This window comes from Nonomuraea ceibae, from assembly GCF_019396325.1.
Taxonomy (GTDB): Bacteria; Actinomycetota; Actinomycetes; order Streptosporangiales; family Streptosporangiaceae; genus Nonomuraea; species Nonomuraea ceibae.
This window is the reverse complement of sequence record NZ_JAHKRO010000162.1, coordinates 1-17,456: the sequence shown is the minus strand read 5'-3', so window position 1 is coordinate 17,456 and position 17,456 is coordinate 1. Positions and strand designations below refer to the sequence as shown.

Genomic DNA, 17,456 nt, shown 5'->3' with positions numbered 1-17,456 from the left:
CCCTGCTGCCCGCCTGTGCCCGATCTACGGCGGCGAAGCTGCGCCGTGGGTGGGTGGGTGGGCGCACGGGCCGCCGAGAGGCAGCACCCATAACGATCATGCGGGCGGCCGTGGCCGCTCCCCTCGGCATGCCCTGATAGCGGGGCGGGGCCGGGGCGGGGGCTGGGCTGCCCTGTCGGGTGAGGCGGACAGGAATGGACGCGACAGACAGACGAGATGATCAGCACGCGGACCCTGTGGAGCGGGCGGCGGATGCCCTCGGGCCTGCCAGTGATGATGAGGAGATCACGGCGATGGTGCGGGCCTGGCCTCCGCTGACCGAAAGCCAGCGTGAGCGGCTTGCGCTGCTGCTGCTGCCCTGAGGGGGCCTCGGTGGCGGCCCCCCTGCGGGAGTGCTCGGCGGGGGCTAGGCGGCCCGTGTGCGCGGCTGGGGCGGCTTGTTCGGGGTGGTCTTCACACACTCGCTGATCGGCACGTTACGGCGGCGGCGCAACGGCAGGAGAGTCACGGTGACCAGTAGCTTGATGATCTCGCGCTTGCGGCCCAGCGACAGGCCATCCCATGTGCGCTGTGCGTCGTCGGATGCGGCGAACTCGGCCAACGGGCTGTCGGATGTGGCCTGCCTCAAGATCTCGCGAATCTCCGCGATCCGGCCGATAGCGGTGGCGATGGCCTCGTCGGCGGTCTCCTCGTCCCACATCCCCAGCGTCAGTTTGCGGGCCGCGTTCTTCTTGGCCTGGTTCAGGGTGACGATCTCCTGGCGCAGCGCGGGAATGTCGGCTTCCACGTTGGCGGGGAGCAGATCGTGAACGTCGCCGCGCGACAGGCGCTTGATCACCACACGCTCTACGCGGGCGTCCACGTCTGCGGCCTTGGCCATGCAATGGCCCTTGGCGCGGCACCGGTAGACGGGCTCTCCCTGGCTGTTGTTGCGCACGGTGCACACCGTGCCGTCGTCGCACTGGCCGCACAACGCGGTCAGCGACACGAGCCACTTGGGTGTGTTGCCTGGGCTCGTCTTGCGGGCCGGGTCGGCAAACAGGGTGATCAACGCCTGGCGGGTGTCCTCCGGGAGGATCGCGTCATAGGCGTCCCGGCGAATGATTTTGCCGTTGTAGACGGAATGGCCCGACGTGCGCGGATGCGTCAAGATCTGCTTGATGGAGCGGGCGCTCCACCCCTGCGTTTCCACCACCTTGCCGTTGCGCTTGACGGTCCGCCCGTCCGCCTGGCTGACGGTCTTGACGCCTCGCTTGGTCAGATCACGGATGACCTGATCCATCGGCACCCCGGCAAGAAGGTCCTTGGCCCATCGCCTGATCTCTGCGGCTTCGGCCTCGTTGTGCCGGGACTTGTCCAAGACGGGGCGGTCCTCATAGACGCGCTCCATCGTCGGGGCCTTGGGGTTGACGCACACCGACCGGACACGGCCCGTGTCCACACCCCAACCGAAGGGACGCACGCCGCCGCCGAAGTCGCCGTTGCGGGCCTGGCGCTTACGAGCCAGCGCCACACGCTCGCCCCGCTCACCCGATTCATACTCGCCTTCGTTGGTGTCGTTGATCAGGTCCCGGCGGCCCTGGGGCTTGTTGAGGTTGTACTCGCCCCCGCGCGCCACGCTGAACAACCTGACCTTGTGCGCGCGAGCAATCTTGATGAACTGGGTGACTTCCTCCACCTTGCGGTGCAGTCGCTTGGCGTGCCAGATGATGACGGCCCCGATCTTCCCCGCCTGCATGTCGGCGAGCATGCGCAGATACTCCGGGCGCTCTACGTCCTGGTAGGCCGATACGTCGTTGTCGCTGTAGGTGGCTCTGATCTCGCCCAAGTCGAACTCGTCGGCAAGCTCCTGGTTCTCCTCGTGCTGGCTGTTGACGCCGTCGCCAGTCTTGGTCTTGTCCAGGCTCTTACGGGTGTAGTCAACGATCCATCGGGCCTGCTCGGGGGTGGTGCCATGCGCGCCCATGCTGGTGGCGCTCTGCTCTGCTGCGGTCTGACGCTTGCCCATGTTCCCCGTCCCTCCGCTGTGCCCGATTTCGGTGGTTCTACTTCGATTATGAGCCCCAAACCGTTAGTCGGGAAGTCCACCACCCTGCGCATGCTCACCACGCTGCTGCCCCCGACGTCCGGCACCGCCGTCGTGGCCGGCCGCGACGTGGCCCGCGACCCGGCCGGCGTGCGCGCCAGGATCGGCTACGTCGGCCAGCGGAACAGCGCCGGCGAGAACTTCCGCGTCCGCGACGAGCTCGTCACCCAGGGCCGCTCCTACGGCCTGACCACCGCCCAGGCCCGCGCCCGCGCCGCCGAACTGCTGGAACTGCTCGACCTGGAGCCCCTCGCCACCCGCAAGCCCGGCACGCTCTCCGGTGGCCAGCGCCGCCGCCTCGACATCGCGCTCGGCCTCATCCACCGGCCGGACCTGCTGTTCCTCGACGAGCCCTCCACCGGGCTCGACCCCGGCAGCCGAGCCGACATCTGGGCCCACATCCTGCGCCTGCGGGAGACGTACGGGACCACGATCTTCCTGACCACCCACTACCTCGACGAGGCCGACAGCATGGCCGAGCGGGTGATCGTCATCGACGGCGGCCGCGTCATCGCCGACGGCACCGCGGAACGGCTCAAGAACGACCTGGCCGGCGACCGGCTCACGATCACCACCCGCACCGGGCACGACGCCGCCGAGGCGGCCCGGATCGGCGGCGGCGAGGCCGACGGGCTGACCGTGCGGGTGCGCGTCGCCAACGCCGCCGCCGCGCTGCCCGGTTACCTGCGCGCCCTGGAGGCGGCCGGGATCGAGGTCGCCACCGCCGAGACCGCCCGCCCCACCCTCGACGACGTGTTCCTCAGCCTGACCGGGAGAAAGCTCGATGACGACCTTCCTGCGTGACACCGCCACCGTCTTCCGCCGCGAGTTCGCGCCCGTGCTGCGCGAGCCGGTCGGGCTGCTGTTCGAGATGGGGCAGCCGCTGCTGTTCCTGTTCCTGTTCGGGTCGCTGCTGGACGGAGCCGTGGGGTCGTCCTGGCAGTGGTTCGTGCCGGGCATCCTGGTCATGATGTGCCTGTCGGGGCCGATGGCGTCCGGCTACCACCTGCTGGTCGAGCTGATTGGCGGCTCGATGGAGCGCATGATGGTCACCCCGCTCAACCGCACCGCCATGCTCGTCGGCCGCACGCTCAAGGAGATGGCGATCCTGACCGCGCAGGCGGTGCTGATCATCGTGCTGGCGCTGCCGCTGGGCTTCGAGCTCCACCCGGCGGGCGTGGTGGCGGGGATGGCGCTGCTGATCGTGTTCGGGATCGGGCTGGGCGCGCTGTCGTTCGTGCTCGCGCTGAAGTCCGCGCCCAGCGGGACCCTGTTCTACGTGGTCACGCAGGCGCTGCTGTTCCCGATGCTGCTGCTGTCGGGCGTGCTGCTGCCGATGGACTCCGGCCCGGCCTGGCTGCGGGCGCTCGGCGACGTCAACCCGGTCACGCACGTCGTCGACGCCCAGCGCGCCCTGTTCGCGGGCGACCTCGCCCACCCGTCGGTCCTGTACGGCGCGGCGGCGGCTGTGGTGATCGCGGCGGCCGGGCTGGTGCTGGGCAACCGGGCGATGCGCCGGGGCGTCTGAGACGCTGGACCGGATGAGTCACATCGTGGAGACCCGGACGGTGCCGTGGATCGCCGTCCCGCACCGCCTGGACGTGGTGCTCGCCGGCGACCTGCCCGGGCCGCCCGGCACGGTCACGTCCGCGTTCACGTTCGTCCTGGACGAGGCGGACCGTACGCTGCTGACGCACGTGGACCGGCCAGGGCGCGGCTGGGAGATCCCCGGCGGCCACCTCGACCCCGGCGAGACGCCCGTCCAGGCGGCGGCCCGCGAGCTGGCCGAGGAGACCGGCCTGCGGCTGGAGTCCGGGCTGCTGTCGGTCTTCGCCTGGCACCGCATCGAACTGCTCGCCCCGCCGCCGCCCGGCCACCCCTACCCGGCGCTGACGTACATGGTGATGTTCACCGCCCGGCTGGCCGGGCTCGGCGGGCCGACGCGGCCGCCGGCGGGGTCGGAGAGCACGCGGGCGCGGTGGCTGCCGCGCGCGGAGGTCGAACGGCTCGGCGCCGGCCGCACCTGGCTCAGCCTGCACCGCAGGCTGCTCGGCTAGCGGGCGCGCTCGATGTCCGGACCCCGGTACATCGACTCGGGGATGGTCGCCAGCGTCGAGCGGTGCACCTGCGGGCCGAGACCGTACAGCTTCTGGAAGCTCATGATCAGCGGACGCCAGGCGTCGGGGTCGATGTGGTCGTCCGTACCTTCCGTACGGATGTCGTCGTGCACCCAGACGCGCTGGACGCGTACCTCGAAGGCGGTCACGCCGTCGTCGGGGCCCACCGGGTGCGTCCGCTCCACGACGGCCTCCATGCTCACCGGGCACTCGGCCACGCGGGGCGGCGCGACCGTCTCGCTCGGCACCGGCGTCAGCCCCGCCCTGGCGAACTTGTCGGCGACGTGGCGGTAGCCGCGCGCGTGCTTGCCCGGCGGGACGGGGTCGCTGCCCGTGGTCAGGGCCAGCCTGTCGACGGCGGCGGCGAGCGCGTCCGAGGGCAGGTTCAGCACGCACTCGCCGGTCCTGAGCAGGTTCTGGGCCGTACGTGAGCGGGAGCCCCAGCCGAGCATGGCCCGCCAGCCCAGCCAGAAGGCCGACGACATGGGCGCCAGGTTGGGGGTGCCGTCCGGGTTCGTGGAGGAGACCAGGACCACAGGGGTGCCGAAGTAGAGGATGCCCGGCTCGATGCGGGTGTGCTTGTCGATCACTGTGCTCACCGCAACACTGTGGCCGATCGGGCGGCGCGGACGCTGGCGGCATTCGGACAGCGCGTCACGGCTCCGGCCGCCACGAAGCGCACGGGCGGTGTAGCGTCACAAGCAACCCCCGATGGAGGCCTGCTGGATGCAATCACCGTTCGCCCTCACAATTGAACACTTCGGCGACACGGCGGTCATCACACTGGTCGGCGAGTTCGACACCACCCGGTGTCCCGAGGTGACGGAGAAGATCGCGGCCGGCATGTCCGAAGGCTGCGTCCACCTCGTCGTCAACGTGACCGAGCTGTCCTTCTGCGACTCGATGGGCCTGCGGACGATCCTCGAATTCTCCAACCGGGCCAGGGCGGCGGGCGGCTGGCTCAGGCTGGCCGGGGTCCAGGGCGTGCTGCGGCGGCTCCTCGAGGTGACGGGGGTGTCGAGCGTCATCCCCGTCGACCCGGACGTGCCGACGGCCCTGCAGTCACGCATCTCCTGACCCTGAATCCTCCGAACAAATCAGCCCGAACGTCACTATTGTGATCGAAGCATCTTCAGGGGGAGGGCGGGCGGATGGCGACGGACGGGGCCCTGGGCAGCCGTTACATCCTCGTGGAGCAGATCGGCGCCGGCGGGATGGGGACCGTCTGGCGGGCCAGGCACCGCGACACCGGGGAGATCGTCGCCGCCAAGCTCCTGCGTGAAGGGCTCGCCGCCGACCGCGACCTGGTGCTCCGGTTCGTCCAGGAACGCAATGTGATGCTCAACCTGCGTCACCCCAACATCGCCACCGTGCGCGACTTCGTCGTCGAGGGCGACCGGCTGGCGCTGGTGATGGACTTCGTCGAAGGCGGCGACCTGCGCACGCTCCTCCACGAGCGCGGCACGCTGTCGGCCGCCGAGGCCGCCCGCATGGTGGCCCGGATCGCCGGAGCGCTCGCCGCCGCGCACGACATGGGCGTGATCCACCGCGACGTCAAACCCGGCAACATCCTGATCGACGCCGCCACCGGGCAGCCCAGGCTCACCGACTTCGGCGTCGCCCGCATCGTCCACGGGCCCGGCCTCACCCAGACCTCGTCGATCATCGGCACCCCCACGTACCTGTCGCCCGAGGTGGCCGACGGCACCACGCCCACCCCCGCCGTGGACGTGTACGCGGCCGGGCTGATCCTGTACGAGCTGCTCGCCGGACGGCCTCCGTTCGTCGGCGAGCATCCGATGGCGCTGCTCAGGCAGCACGCCACCGCCGCGCCCCGGCGGCTGCCCGGCATGCCCGACGTCCTGTGGACGCTCATCACCGCAGCCACGGCCAAGGACCCCGCCGCCCGCCCCACGGCGGCCGGCCTGGCCGAGGCGCTGACCTCTGCCGCACCGTCGCTGGCCGGCCTGCCCGCCCTGCCGCCGGTCGGCCTGGAACACCCGCCGCTGGCCACCTCCCAGCCCCTGCCCGGCCCGTACGAGCCGCCCGTGACAGCCGAGCCGCAGGACGCGCGCACCCGCCCGCCCGCGCCCACCGGAACGCCGGGCACAGGTGGGACGCCGGGCGCCGCCGGGACGGGCGCCGTGGAGACGTCGCCCGGGCGTGGGGACGGCGGGCGGCGCGAGGTCGGGAAGGGGGCGGGGCGGTCGCGGCAGCGCGTCCTGGTCGGCCTGGCCACCGCGGCGGCCCTGGTCGTGAGCGCGGGCGCGCTCGTCGTCGTCGCGCCGTGGCGGGCCCAGACCGTCGGCGCCGTGAGCGAGGCCACCGTCGAGGCCCCCGTCGAGGCCCCGGCCCCCGCCACCGCCTCCACGGAGCCCGAGGTCCCGGACACCCCCACGTCGAAGGTGCTGCCGATCCGCAGCCACCCCCCGAAGACCCCCACCGCCGAGCCCGCCACCACGCGCCCCGCGCCGGAACGCACGACCCGCTCCCCCAAGCCCAAGCCCAAGACCTCGCCGCCCACCTCCGCCGACCCGGAGGACCCGACGACCGCCGAGCCCGAGACCCCGCCCCCGGCCGCCGCCGTGAACTGGCGGTGCCGCGACTGGTTCTCCCCCACGCCCGGGCTGCAGATGTCGCCCTGCATGGCGCAGGTCGGGGACGAGTTCCGCCTGATGGGCCGGATCAGGGGCTCCGCCTCGCTGCGCTCCGACATCCACGTGCAGCTCTACAACACCGACGCCGAGACGAACCTGTCGCAGCCGTTCCTCTGCGCGGGCGTCGCCCCGGCCCGCGACGGCGCCGTGGTGACCTGCGGCCCGTTCACCGCCACGGCGTCCCGTACCGGAGCCAAGGTCGACGTGCGCCAGCGGTGGCGCAAGTCGGGCACGGGGGCGTTCAGCGGCGGCGTGGAGAGCCCGTGGGTCGTGTGGTAGGAAGCGTTTCCTGACACCCCGCCGGGCGATGCCTCATGCTGGAGCTGGATCAGCTCCCTGAGCAGAGGAGAGGCCAGATGCGGGTGGAAGTCCGGGTGGTCCCCACAGGCGAGCTGGTCTCGCTGACGCGCTGGCTGCGCAGCCAGCGCCCGCTGCAGGGCCGGATCGACCCGGTCGGCCGCCCGCCGGGCCGAGAGGAGCTCGGCGGCGCCGTCGAGCTGCTCAGCATCGCCGTCGGGTCGGGCGGCGCGGGCATGGTGCTGGCCAGGGCGCTGACGACGTGGCTGACCAACCGGCACGCCGACGTGTCCATCACGCTCACCACCCCAGAACGCACCGTGACGGTCGAGGCCAAGCGGGTCGGCGACGCGCTGCCCCTGCTCCAGGAGGTGCTGGACCAGGCCGACCGGGCGAGCGCGGGCGATGCCGGCTGACCGGCGCCGGAGCGGCGTCTCCCATGCCGTCCTCGTCGGGACCTCCGTGCACCGCGACGAGGGCCTGCCCGACCTGCCCGCCGCCGCCAACAGCGTCCTGGGGATGCGCGCGGCGCTGACCGACCCCGCCCTGTGCGGCTGGCCCGCCGGGGACGTCACCGTCCTGCACAACGAGGGCGACAGCCGCGTCGTGGCGCAGCGCATCCGGCAAGTCGCCCGGGAGACGACCGGGGTGCTGCTGCTGTACTTCGTCGGGCACGGCATGCTCACCGCCGAGGGCGAGCTGTGCCTGGCCCTGGCCGACACCACCGCGGCCGACCCTGACCTGACCGGCCTGGAGTACTCCCGCATCCGCACCGCGCTGCGCGACAGCCCGGCTGCGGTGAAGATCGCCGTGCTCGACTGCTGCTACGCCGGATCGGTCATCCAGACCGAGACCCTGTCCGCCGGGCTGTCCGCCGGGCTGATCGCCGACCAGAGCGACGTCCGCGGCGTCTACACGCTGACCGCCAGCGACCTGGCGGCGCACGTCGTGCCGTTCGGGGAGCAGGTCGACGCCTGCACGTCCTTCACCGGGGAGCTGCTGCGCCTGATCAGGGGCGGCCTCCCGGGTGAGCCCGACCCGCTCACGCTCGGCGTGCTGTACGGGCACCTGCGCCACCGGTTGCGGGCCCGGGGGCTGCCCGACCCCAACCAGCGCGGCACCGACAACGCCCACGACTTCCCCTTCACGCGCAACGCCGCCCGCACCGGCGCCCGTACACCGCCATCCCTCGATCTTCCGATCGTCCAGGCCGGGCAGGGGCGGACGTTCGCGCCGAGCCGGGGGCTGGGCTGGATGTGGTGGCTGGCCTCGCTCCTGCCGCTCGCCCTGGCCGGCGCCTTCATCTGGCTGATCGCGGGCTCGTTGAGGGCGCCCGGCCTCCTCCTGGCCATCCTGACGGTGATCGGCATCGTCGGCTGCGCCTACTCGTTAGGGCTGTTCGTGAACATGGTCCAGCGGGGCAACCAACGCATGCGCCGCCGCCTGGCCCGGCTGCTCATCGTGAACACCGCCGGGATCGAGGTACGGGTGCGCGACCAGCGATGGCACTACCGGTGGGCGGACGTGTCCCGGATCGCCGAGCGGCGGCGCAACTTCCGCCGCTACATCTGCATCGACCTCAAGCCCACGATCATGCTGCCGTCGGCGCAGCGCAACGGCGACTTCAGCCCCCGGTACGACCCGGGCCGCGGCGAGGTCCTGTTCACCACGCTCAGCGGCTATCGGGCCCGCCCGGAGGAGATCGTCCGCGAGATCGCCCAGTGCGCCGGCCCCAAATGGGTGCAAGATTGACGCCCACCCGGGACGCGCCGGCTGCCGCTGACCGCCGCGCCGATGGCGCGTTTCAGCCGGTGTAGTTCTTGCCCAGCGGCCTGCCGGGGATCGGCCTGGCGATGAGCGCGACGGGGATGAAGAAGCAGATCTGGCCGATCGCCAGGGTCAACGTCCACAACGCCTTGTCGTCGTAGTGCGCCGCCACCCTGGCGTACAGCTCGTCGGGCACCCGCTCCCCCGACGGGCTCGGCGTGAGCACGGCCTCAACCAGCTCCAGCGCGACCCGTTCCGCGTCGGTGAAACAGGGGGCGTCACGCCACGTCGCCACGGCGGTGATGCGCTCCTCGCTCTCCCCCGCCTTGCGGAGCTGGCCACTCTGCCGGACCGCGTGGTAGGTGCTGCCCACGATCTGCCCGGCACGCAGCTGCATCAGGTGGACGGTCGCGTCGGGGACGGCGCCGTTCCGCACGGCCTTGGTCATGCCTCCGGCGATCGGCCCCACCTCGGGAAAGAAGCGGGAGGGATCGGGCAGCCGGGACTGGAGGGCGTCGGTCATCAGGAGTCTTCCTCTCGGTGGCGGGCTTTCCGGCTCCGACGAGACAGCCGCCGCCGATGTGAGCCCGAACGGCGTCAGGCGAGGAAGCCGCCGATCAGCGCGGCCACGGCCGCGGGCTGTTCGGCGAGCATGTCGTGGCTCGCCTCCAGCTCCCTGACCTGGAGGTGGGGCGGCAGGCCGGCGAGATCGCGGCGCACACCCCGCCGGAACGCCGCCATCAGCTCGCCGCCCGGCATCCCCGGCGGGTCCTGGGTCGGGATCACGACCAGGGCGTCGCAGGTGACCTGGCGCAGCAGCGGGATCGTGTCGCGGAACTCCGGCGAACAGCGCACCGCCGCCAGGAGCTCGGCGCCGGGCCTGGCATAGACCTCGCCGTCGCGTTCGACGCGCGCCCTGGCCGGGAACAGCGGCCCGAGCCCGTCGGGCAGCGGCCCGGCCAGGGCCGCCGCCTGCGCGTCGAAGGCGGCCTTGAGCGCCGCCAGCTCCCGGTCCCGCGTCGCGGCGTCCAGGCCCGGGTAGTTGTCCGGGGCGCTCTCGGCCGATCGCAGCCCGTCGAGGTTGACGATGGCCGGGCACTCGGGGTGACGCCTGGCCCACAGCACGGCCAGCATGCCGCCCAGCGAGTGGCCGACGACCGCCGGGTTGCCCAGGTCCAGGTGTTTCACCACCGCTTCGAGGTCGTCGAGCACCCGGTCCCACTCCCACGGGCCGTCGCCGGACAGGCCGTGGCCGCGCAGGTCGAGCGCCACGGCGCGGTGGCCGGGCAGGGCGACGGCGTCCCACGCCTCCAGCGTGCCGCCGAGGCCGTGCAGGAGGAGCACGGGGTCGCCGGGGCCGCCGTGGTCGCGTACGGCCAGGGGGATGTCGTGGTCAGTGATCGTGACGTCGTACGCCATGTCGCTCCAGAGATCGGTTCAGCCGGGCGCGGATGGAGCGCGTGGTCACGCCGCCGTCGGGGTGCCGGTCGAGCTTGCCGCGTTTGACGAGGTCGTGCACGCCCTGCCGGGTGATGCCGAGCATCGCCCCCGCCGTGGCGTACGGCACCGCCTCCTTGCCGGGGTGGCCCGCCCGCCTGGCCACGGCCCGGCCGAACGCCGTGCCCCACCAGGCGTCGGCGGGGTCGAACGGGCCGTCACCGGGGAAGACGGCCGCGACCAGCCGCGCCGCCGCCCGGACCGCGAGGGCGTCGTCGGGGCCGAGCAACTGGGCGGCCCACACCTCCGCCTCGATCCGCAGCCGTGCCCGTACGGGCTCCACCTGCTCGCCGGAGCCGAACAGGATCTCCAGCGGGTCGACGATCCGCCTTTCGACCAGCTCGACCAGCTCACGCACCAACGCCACGTGCTCACGCGTACTCACTTGACATACGATAGCAAGTACTTGCGCTCAAGCGTCAAGTAGTGGCAGAGGCAGCAAACCGGGGCGCCGGGCGTCTCTGGAGTATGGAAGTCGAGCTGCTCTCCAGCGGAGAGCCGACGGCGCGGGAACGCGTGGACCTCGCGGAGATCTTCGCCGCGCATCATGTGGGGCTGGTCCGGCTGGCCCTGCTCATGGTGGGCGACCAGGCGAGCGCCGAAGACGTCGTCCAGGACGCCTACACGCGCATCCACGCGGGCCGGGCCGTCAGACTGCGGCGCGCACTGCCGTACCAGCCGCCCGTCTGGTCGGCCGAGAGCGCCGCGCTGGTGGGCCGCCGTCACCCCCACCCGGCTCACCGAACTGGCGAAGACCCTGCGCGCGATCCCCGAGGTGGAATCGGTCAGCTTCGAGGACCGTCAGCGGGCGTACGAGAAGCTCAGGAGCCAGTTGCTCGACGCCGGGAACACCGACCTGGCCGCCGCCCTCACCGCCGGCGACCTGCCCGAATCGTTCCGCCTGAAGCTGCGGGAGGGCGCGTCCTGGCGCACGATGGCCGACACGGTACGGGACCTGCGCGGCGTCGCCACCGTGGTCAACCAGCAGTGCGTCCGGGAGCAACGCGGCTCCACCCTCACCCACTGCGCCACAAGCTGACGCCCGCCTCAGGTCAGCGGTCGAACCAGTGGGCCGCCGGGGGCGTCAACAGCGCGACGACGATCGCCAGGGGCAGAATGGTGCCCGGGTGGATCGGGGTCAGCCAGCTGAATTCTCCGTCGATGGCGGTCAGGATGAGATTGCTGGCGAGCAAGACCGTTTCGAACGCGATGCCGCCCCAGCGCACCCATTTCCGCCGGGACGACCAGCGAGAGATCAGCACGCCCATGAGAACCACGGTCGCGAAGGAAACGAGCAGCAGCGCCGCCACCCTCGGCTCGCTGAACATCACCGTGATCACCGGTGAGATGAGCACAAGGCCGAAAAGGCTGAAGGCCATTTGCACGATCAGGATGACCCTGGCAGCCCGTACGAGGCCGGGCATCTGCTCGGTTTTCACGATCGCCGTCACACGATCATTCTGCCCAAGTATTCATGCACATGCACGACATATCGGGACAACAAAAACAGATAAAAAGCGAGAAGGGGAGAGGGGATGGCCACGCCTCTCCACTCTTAACGTATAGCGGAGCGGGGGGCTTGCCGCAAGGCCCCGGTCATGCCGCACAATGGCACGCCGAAGCCACAGCCGGCCTGGGGAAACGGCGGACGACGCGCGTCCGCGAGCCAGGCCCCAGATCGGAGCGTTTGCCTGTGACCCCGCTGACCACCAGCGTGTTCGACCTTCCCGCCCGCCTCGCCGCCAAGGCCGACCCGAAGCTGATCGCCGGGGACGAGCGGCACTTCGCGGCCATCGCGGAGAGCCTGGACCGGTCGATCGCCGACCTGTCCGCCCGGCTCGACGCCGCGCGCAGGGCGCCGGGCGGTAAGGGGCGGCAGGCCCTCGACCGGGACCTGGAGGTGCACCGGCTGGCGGCCAGGCTGCGGGCGCTGCGCCGGTTCGGGCTGGACCTGTGCCTGGGGCACATGGTGAGCGAGGACGATCCGGAGCCGGTGTACATCGGGCGGCTCGGCCTGACGGACAGCGAGGGCCGCCGGCTGCTGCTGGACTGGCGTTCGGCGGCGGCGGAGCCGTTCTTCGGGGCGACGCACGGCAACCCGATGGGGTTGGCGAGCCGCCGCCGCTACCGGTGGACCCGGGGCCGGATCAGCGATTACTGGGACGAGGTGTTCACCGCCGACGGGTTCGGCGGGCATGCCGCGCTCGACGACCAGTCGGCCTTCATCGCCAGCCTGGGGAGCAACCGGTCGCCCCGGATGCGGGACGTGCTGGGCACCATCCAGGCCGACCAGGACGCCATCATCCGCGCAGGTTCGAGCGGCGCCCTGGTGGTCGACGGCGGGCCGGGCACGGGCAAGACGGTGGTGGCGCTGCACCGCTCGGCTTATCTGCTCTATTCGGACCCGCGTCTCGGTCACCGCCGGGGCGGCGTGCTGTTCGTCGGCCCGCACCAGCCGTACCTGGCGTACGTCGCGGACGTGCTGCCCAGTCTCGGGGAGGAGGGCGTGCAGACGTGCACGCTGCGCGACCTGGTCGCGGAGGGGGCCGAGGCCGGGGTGGAGGCGGACCCGGAGGTGGCCCGGCTGAAGGCGTCGGCGGAGCTGGTGCGGGCGATCGAGCCGGCCGTCAGGTTCTACGAGAACCCGCCCACGACGGGCATGACGATCACGACGCCCTGGTCGGACGTGTGGGTGAGCGCGGAGGACTGGGCGGACGCGTTCGACGCGCCGGAGCCGGGCACCCCGCACAACGAGGCGCGTGACCGCATCTGGGAGGAGCTGGTCACGATCGTCCAGGACAAGCACGAGCAGGAGGTCTCGCCGGATCTGCTCCGCAGGTCGCTGTTGCGCAACCGGGAGCTGCTGACGACGTTCAACCGCGCCTGGCCGGTGATCGAGGCGGCCGACCTGGTCGGCGACCTGTGGACGGTGCCCGCGTACCTGCGCAGGTGCGCGCCTTCGCTCAGCGTCGAGGAGATCAGGAAGCTGCAGCGCGCGGAGCCGCAGGCGTGGACGGTGTCGGACCTGCCGCTGCTGGACGCGGCGCGGCAGCGGCTGGGCGACCCGGAGGCGTCCCGGCACAGGCGCCGCCGGGAGGCGGCCGTCGCCGCCGAGCGCGCCCGCGTGTCCACGGTCGTCGACGCCCTGGTCGAGGCCGACGACGACGGGGAGGGCGCGGTGACGATGCTGCACGGCCAGGATCTCAAGGACGCGCTGGTCGACGAGAACGCGGTGCCGTCGGTCGAGCCGGACCGGCTCGCGGGCCCGTTCGCGCACGTGGTCGTGGACGAGGCCCAGGAGCTGACCGACGCCGAATGGCAGATGCTGCTGCTCCGCTGCCCGTCCAGGAGCTTCACCATCGTCGGCGACCGCGCCCAGGCCAGGCACGGGTTCACGGAGTCGTGGCAGGAGCGGCTCGAACGGATCGGGCTCGACCGGATCACCCTGGCCTCCCTGAGCATCAACTACCGGACGCCGGAGGAGATCATGACGGAGGCGGAGCCGGTCATCCGGGCCGCGCTCCCGGACGCCAACGTGCCGACGTCGATCCGCAGCAACGGCCTGCCGGTGGTCCACGGGCAGGTGTCGGAGCTGGACGCGATCCTGGACGACTGGCTGGCCGAGCATGCTGAGGGCACGGCGTGCGTGATCGGCGATCCGGCCTTCCGGGGCACGCCGCGCGTCCGGTCGCTGACTCCGGAGCTGTCGAAGGGGCTGGAGTTCGACCTGGTCGTGCTGGTCCGGCCGGAGGAGTTCGGCGAGGGTGTCGAGGGCGCGGTGGACCGCTACGTGGCGATGACCCGGGCGACGCGGCAGCTCGTGGTCCTGACCTGAGGCGGCGCGCCGAACGGTGCGCCCCGGGGGCGCGAATCCCGACGGTTGGCGGATGATCGGGCCCCAGGCCGACGCCGAGGATTGTCGGCATGGATCCCGAACTCGAACCATTCGTCCCCTTGCTGCCCGCGGCCGAGTACGCCGACCCCGTCACCGAGCGCAAGGCCCTCGCCGAGCTGGTCGCCTCGCTGCCGGAGCCCGACGTCTCGGCCCTGGAGATCACCGACCGCATGGTCCCGGCGGACCCGGACGTTCCCGTACGGATCTACCGGCCGCAGGAGGCGCAGGGCGGCGTCATCGTCTGGATGCACGGCGGCGGGTGCATCGTCGGCGACCTCGACACCGAGCACCGGTGGGCGGCCAAGCTGGCCGCCGAGTCCGGCGCCGTGGTGGTCTCGGTCGGCTACCGGCTCGCCCCGGAACACCCGTTCCCCGCCCCGTTCGACGACGCCTACGCCGCGCTGGTCTGGGTCGCCGCGAACGCCGCCGAGCTGGGCGTCGACCCGGACCGGATCGCGGTCGGCGGCATGAGCGCCGGCGGCGGCCTCGCGGCCGGCGTGGCGCTGCGGGCCCGCGACGAGCAGGGGCCGCCGATCCGCTTCCAGCTCCTCACCCAGCCCAGCCTCGACGACCGGCAGCGGACCTGGTCGGCGCGGAACTTCACCGGCACCCCGAGGGCGAACGCGGCCAGCCTGACGGCCGCCTGGCGGCTCTACCTCGGCGGCGCGCCCGCCACCCCGTACGCCGCCCCGGCGCGGGCCGAGGACCTGTCCGGCCTGCCGCCCGCCTACGTGGCCACCGCCGAGTTCGACCCGGTGCGCGACGAGGGCATCGACTACGCGCTGCGGCTCATGCAGGCCGGTGTCCAGGTCGAGCTGCACCAGTGGCCGGGGACGTTCCACGGCTCGTACGCGATCATGTCGGCCGGGGTGTCGCAGCGGCAGAACGGCGAGCTGTTCGCGGCGCTGCGCCGCGCCCTGGCCGGCTGACGGCGCTCATCCGCTGCGCAGCGAGTAGGCGGTCACGTCCGGGCGCAGGTCGGCGACGCGCGACAGCGCGCCGGTGGCGAGGTCCCAGCCGAGCAGCCGGTCACCGCTCTCGACGAGCACGGTGCCGTGGCGGGCCCAGCCGCGCACCGGGCAGCCGCCCTTGCCGCACCGGGCGCCGGGCAGGAGCAGCGTCCTGACCACCCGCCCGGTGGCGGCCTCGGCCACGACGACCGCGTCGGCCCGCCCCGGACGCTCGCCGGGGGCGCGTCCGGGCACCGCGACCAGCCCGTCGCGCTGCCACCCGTGACGGCCCGGGACCGCCGTGGCCGGTCCGCCGTCGACGGCCAGCTCCACCTGCGCCGCGCCCTCCCGCAGGAACGTCCGGCCGCCGATCGGCACGATCCGCAGGTCGCGGTAGCCCGCCACCCCGCCGAAGCCCCGGTTCGGCTGCCGCGTCACCTCCCCGGTGGCCAGGTCGAGCAGGTAGTCCGCCTTCTCCTGCTCGACGAGCAGCCGCTCGCCGCGCCACAGCACCACCGCGTTGCGCCCCGGCACCGGGTAGCGCCTGGTCTGGCCGATGACGAGGTCGACGACCACGATCTCGTCCTGCTGCGGGAAGGCGGCCATCGTCCCGTCGGGCGCGAGCGAGTTGGGCCGCAGCGGCGTCCCGCCATCGCCCGCCCGGCCCAGCTTCACGTCGAGGGGGAAGCGCCCGCCGGACTTCAGCACGTGGACGCGCCCGTCGCCGAACTCGGCCAGCGCCAGGACGGGCCCGGGGACCGTGCGCACGACGGGGATGGCGGCCCAGCGTTCCGGCAGCGCGGTCGCCGCCGCGGGCAGCGCCGCCTCATCGCCGGCCGGCGGGGCGGTGTCCAGCACGGGGCCGGGCGAGGCGGCAGGCGTCGGCCGGCCCGTGACGCCGCGCTCGGCCTGCTCCGGGCCGGTCACCACGTTCGCCGCGACGACGAGCCCGGTGACGGCCGTCGCCGCCGCGAGCACAGTCCACCGGCGGCGGGCCCGGCTCCGCGTGCCCTGCCGCCACAGCTCCCCCGCCCTGGACGACCCCTCGGGCAGGGTCTCGGCGAGCTCGCCGAAGAGCTCCCGCAGCCTCTGGTCCGTCATACCAGCACCTCTTCCAGCTCGGGAGCGACCTCGCGCAGCCGTTTCAGCGCCGCGTGCGTCTGGCTCTTGACCGTCCCGGGCGAGACGCGGAGGATCGCGGCCACCTCCGTGACGGGCAGGTCCTCGTAGAAGCGCAGCACCAGCACCGCGCGCTGCTTCACCGGCAGCCTGGCCAGCGCGCGGGCGAAGAGCACCTTCAGGTCCGTCGCCGATGCGCTGTCGCCGTCGGCCCGGTCGGGCTGCTCCCCGTACGCGAACTCCCGCTGCCGCCGCCACTTGGACGCGACGTCCCGGTACAGGGTGGTGCGCACGTAGCCGACGGGGTCGGTGTGCACCTTCGGCCACCGGCGGGCCAGCTTGATCAGGGCGTCCTGGAGCACGTCCTCGGCCAGGTGCGGATCACCGCTGATGAGGACGGCGGCCCGCAGCAGCCGCTGGTACCACGCGGCGACGAAGGCCTCGAACGCCTCGGAGTCCGTCATACAGACAAGACGCCCGGGAGGGGGTGAAAGGTTGGGACGTCAGCGAAGGTCAGGTGCAGACGCGGGTGGAGCCGGTCAGGCGTCCCAGGTGACGGGCAGGCTCTTGACCCCGTAGATGTCGGCGGCCTCCGGGCGCAGGGGGATCTCGCCGGCGGGCACGGCCAGGCGCAGCGTGGGGAAGCGCTGGAGCAGCGCGGGCAGGGCGACGCGCAGCTCGACGCGGGCGAGCTGCTGGCCGAGGCACTGGTGGATGCCGTGGCTGAAGGCCAGGTGGCCGCCGTCCTGGCGGCGCAGGTCGAGCTTGTGCGGGTCGGGGAAGCGCTCGGGGTCGCGGTTGGCGGTGTTGATGGACACGATGACCGTCGAGCCTGCCTTGATCGTGTGGCCGCCGAGCTCGACGTCCTCCAGAGCGACCCGCATGAACGTCTTGGCGACGCTCAGGTAGCGCAGCAGCTCCTCCACGGCCCCCTCGACGAGGGTGGGGTCGGCGCGCAGCGCGGCGAGCTGCTCCGGGTTCTCCAGCAGCGCGAAGGCGCCGAGCGCGATCATGTTGGCGGTGGTGTCGAACCCGGCCGACAGCAGGATCAGGGCCATGCCCTTCAGCTCC

The 17,456-nt window shown here is 72.5% G+C and carries 20 protein-coding genes; 11 read left to right on the top strand and 9 right to left on the bottom strand.

Annotation, left to right across the window (positions count from 1 at the left end; all coding sequences use genetic code 11):
• Window positions 1–194: 194 nt before the first annotated feature.
• A complete protein-coding gene (locus tag KME80_RS46135; protein ID WP_219518213.1) occupies window positions 195–362 on the top strand; it encodes a hypothetical protein in 168 nt (55 codons plus the stop codon).
• A gap of 44 nt (window positions 363–406) precedes the next feature.
• On the opposite strand, the gene KME80_RS46130 is transcribed toward KME80_RS46135, so the two are convergent.
• On the bottom strand, window positions 407–2,008 hold the full coding sequence (locus KME80_RS46130; RefSeq protein ID WP_219518212.1) for a recombinase family protein: 1,602 nt from the start codon (window positions 2,006–2,008) through the stop codon (window positions 407–409).
• A gap of 48 nt (window positions 2,009–2,056) precedes the next feature.
• Here KME80_RS46130 and KME80_RS46125 point away from each other — a divergent pair, with 48 nt between their 5' ends.
• From KME80_RS46125 to KME80_RS46115, 3 genes are read left to right on the top strand one after another with little or no spacing between them, the layout of a single operon-like run.
• Window positions 2,057–2,890 carry an ATP-binding cassette domain-containing protein gene (locus KME80_RS46125; RefSeq protein ID WP_246646861.1) on the top strand — a complete coding sequence of 278 codons (834 nt, stop codon included), beginning with the start codon at window positions 2,057–2,059 and terminating at the stop codon, window positions 2,888–2,890.
• Window positions 2,871–3,614, top strand: a complete 744-nt coding sequence (locus KME80_RS46120) for an ABC transporter permease (protein WP_219518209.1) — start codon at window positions 2,871–2,873, stop codon at window positions 3,612–3,614. The genes KME80_RS46125 and KME80_RS46120 overlap by 20 nt, the downstream gene beginning before the upstream one ends.
• A 13-nt stretch (window positions 3,615–3,627) precedes the next feature.
• Window positions 3,628–4,143, top strand: a complete 516-nt coding sequence (locus KME80_RS46115; RefSeq protein ID WP_219518207.1) for an NUDIX hydrolase — start codon at window positions 3,628–3,630, stop codon at window positions 4,141–4,143.
• On the opposite strand, the gene KME80_RS46110 is transcribed toward KME80_RS46115, so the two are convergent.
• Window positions 4,140–4,802 (bottom strand): flavin reductase family protein, encoded by a 663-nt coding sequence (locus tag KME80_RS46110; protein ID WP_308126215.1) that lies wholly within the window; start codon window positions 4,800–4,802, stop codon window positions 4,140–4,142. The genes KME80_RS46115 and KME80_RS46110 overlap by 4 nt on opposite strands.
• A gap of 127 nt (window positions 4,803–4,929) precedes the next feature.
• Between KME80_RS46110 and KME80_RS46105 the strand changes: the two genes are divergently transcribed.
• The 4 genes from KME80_RS46105 (at window position 4,930) to KME80_RS46090 (ending at window position 8,909) form a co-directional block, all read left to right on the top strand.
• Window positions 4,930–5,280: an STAS domain-containing protein gene (locus KME80_RS46105; RefSeq protein ID WP_219518205.1), complete on the top strand. Its 351-nt coding sequence runs from the start codon at window positions 4,930–4,932 to the stop codon at window positions 5,278–5,280.
• A 74-nt stretch (window positions 5,281–5,354) separates the two neighbouring features.
• Entirely contained in the window at window positions 5,355–7,139 is a 1,785-nt protein-coding gene (locus KME80_RS46100) for a serine/threonine-protein kinase (RefSeq protein ID WP_219518204.1), read from the top strand.
• A 77-nt stretch (window positions 7,140–7,216) separates the two neighbouring features.
• Complete coding sequence (locus tag KME80_RS46095; protein ID WP_219518201.1) at window positions 7,217–7,573, top strand: effector-associated constant component EACC1; 357 nt, start codon at window positions 7,217–7,219, stop codon at window positions 7,571–7,573.
• Window positions 7,563–8,909 (top strand): caspase family protein, encoded by a 1,347-nt coding sequence (locus KME80_RS46090; RefSeq protein WP_219518199.1) that lies wholly within the window; start codon window positions 7,563–7,565, stop codon window positions 8,907–8,909. The genes KME80_RS46095 and KME80_RS46090 overlap by 11 nt, the downstream gene beginning before the upstream one ends.
• Window positions 8,910–8,961: 52 nt before the next feature.
• On the opposite strand, the gene KME80_RS46085 is transcribed toward KME80_RS46090, so the two are convergent.
• The 3 genes from KME80_RS46085 to KME80_RS46075 all read right to left on the bottom strand — a co-directional run bounded on the left by KME80_RS46085 (window position 8,962) and on the right by KME80_RS46075 (window position 10,806).
• Window positions 8,962–9,447 carry a carboxymuconolactone decarboxylase family protein gene (locus KME80_RS46085; protein WP_219518197.1) on the bottom strand — a complete coding sequence of 162 codons (486 nt, stop codon included), beginning with the start codon at window positions 9,445–9,447 and terminating at the stop codon, window positions 8,962–8,964.
• Between the two features lie 74 nt (window positions 9,448–9,521).
• Window positions 9,522–10,343, bottom strand: a complete 822-nt coding sequence (locus tag KME80_RS46080) for an alpha/beta fold hydrolase (RefSeq protein WP_219518196.1) — start codon at window positions 10,341–10,343, stop codon at window positions 9,522–9,524.
• Window positions 10,318–10,806: a hypothetical protein gene (locus KME80_RS46075; protein ID WP_219518195.1), complete on the bottom strand. Its 489-nt coding sequence runs from the start codon at window positions 10,804–10,806 to the stop codon at window positions 10,318–10,320. Before KME80_RS46075 ends, KME80_RS46080 begins: the two co-directional genes overlap by 26 nt.
• Before the next feature lie 162 nt (window positions 10,807–10,968).
• On the opposite strand from KME80_RS46075, the gene KME80_RS46070 reads away from it, so the two are divergent.
• Entirely contained in the window at window positions 10,969–11,460 is a 492-nt protein-coding gene (locus tag KME80_RS46070; RefSeq protein WP_219518194.1) for a permease-like cell division protein FtsX, read from the top strand.
• 13 nt (window positions 11,461–11,473) lie between these two features.
• Here KME80_RS46070 and KME80_RS46065 read toward each other — a convergent pair whose 3' ends face one another.
• Entirely contained in the window at window positions 11,474–11,872 is a 399-nt protein-coding gene (locus KME80_RS46065; RefSeq protein WP_219518193.1) for a hypothetical protein, read from the bottom strand.
• A gap of 242 nt (window positions 11,873–12,114) precedes the next feature.
• Between KME80_RS46065 and helR the strand changes: the two genes are divergently transcribed.
• Together helR and KME80_RS46055 are read left to right on the top strand one after the other, a co-directional pair.
• Complete coding sequence (gene helR / locus KME80_RS46060; protein WP_219518192.1) at window positions 12,115–14,256, top strand: RNA polymerase recycling motor ATPase HelR; 2,142 nt, start codon at window positions 12,115–12,117, stop codon at window positions 14,254–14,256.
• Window positions 14,257–14,345: 89 nt separating this feature from the next.
• Window positions 14,346–15,245, top strand: coding sequence for an alpha/beta hydrolase (locus KME80_RS46055; RefSeq protein ID WP_219518191.1), 900 nt, complete (start codon window positions 14,346–14,348; stop codon window positions 15,243–15,245).
• Between the two features lie 6 nt (window positions 15,246–15,251).
• On the opposite strand, the gene KME80_RS46050 is transcribed toward KME80_RS46055, so the two are convergent.
• The 3 genes from KME80_RS46050 to KME80_RS46040 form a co-directional block, all read right to left on the bottom strand.
• A complete protein-coding gene (locus KME80_RS46050; RefSeq protein WP_219518190.1) occupies window positions 15,252–16,367 on the bottom strand; it encodes a hypothetical protein in 1,116 nt (371 codons plus the stop codon).
• Window positions 16,364–16,849, bottom strand: a complete 486-nt coding sequence (locus tag KME80_RS46045; protein WP_219518189.1) for a SigE family RNA polymerase sigma factor — start codon at window positions 16,847–16,849, stop codon at window positions 16,364–16,366. Before KME80_RS46045 ends, KME80_RS46050 begins: the two co-directional genes overlap by 4 nt.
• A 75-nt stretch (window positions 16,850–16,924) precedes the next feature.
• A partial coding sequence (locus tag KME80_RS46040; protein ID WP_219518187.1) for a cytochrome P450 occupies window positions 16,925–17,456 on the bottom strand: 532 nt, incomplete at its 5' end.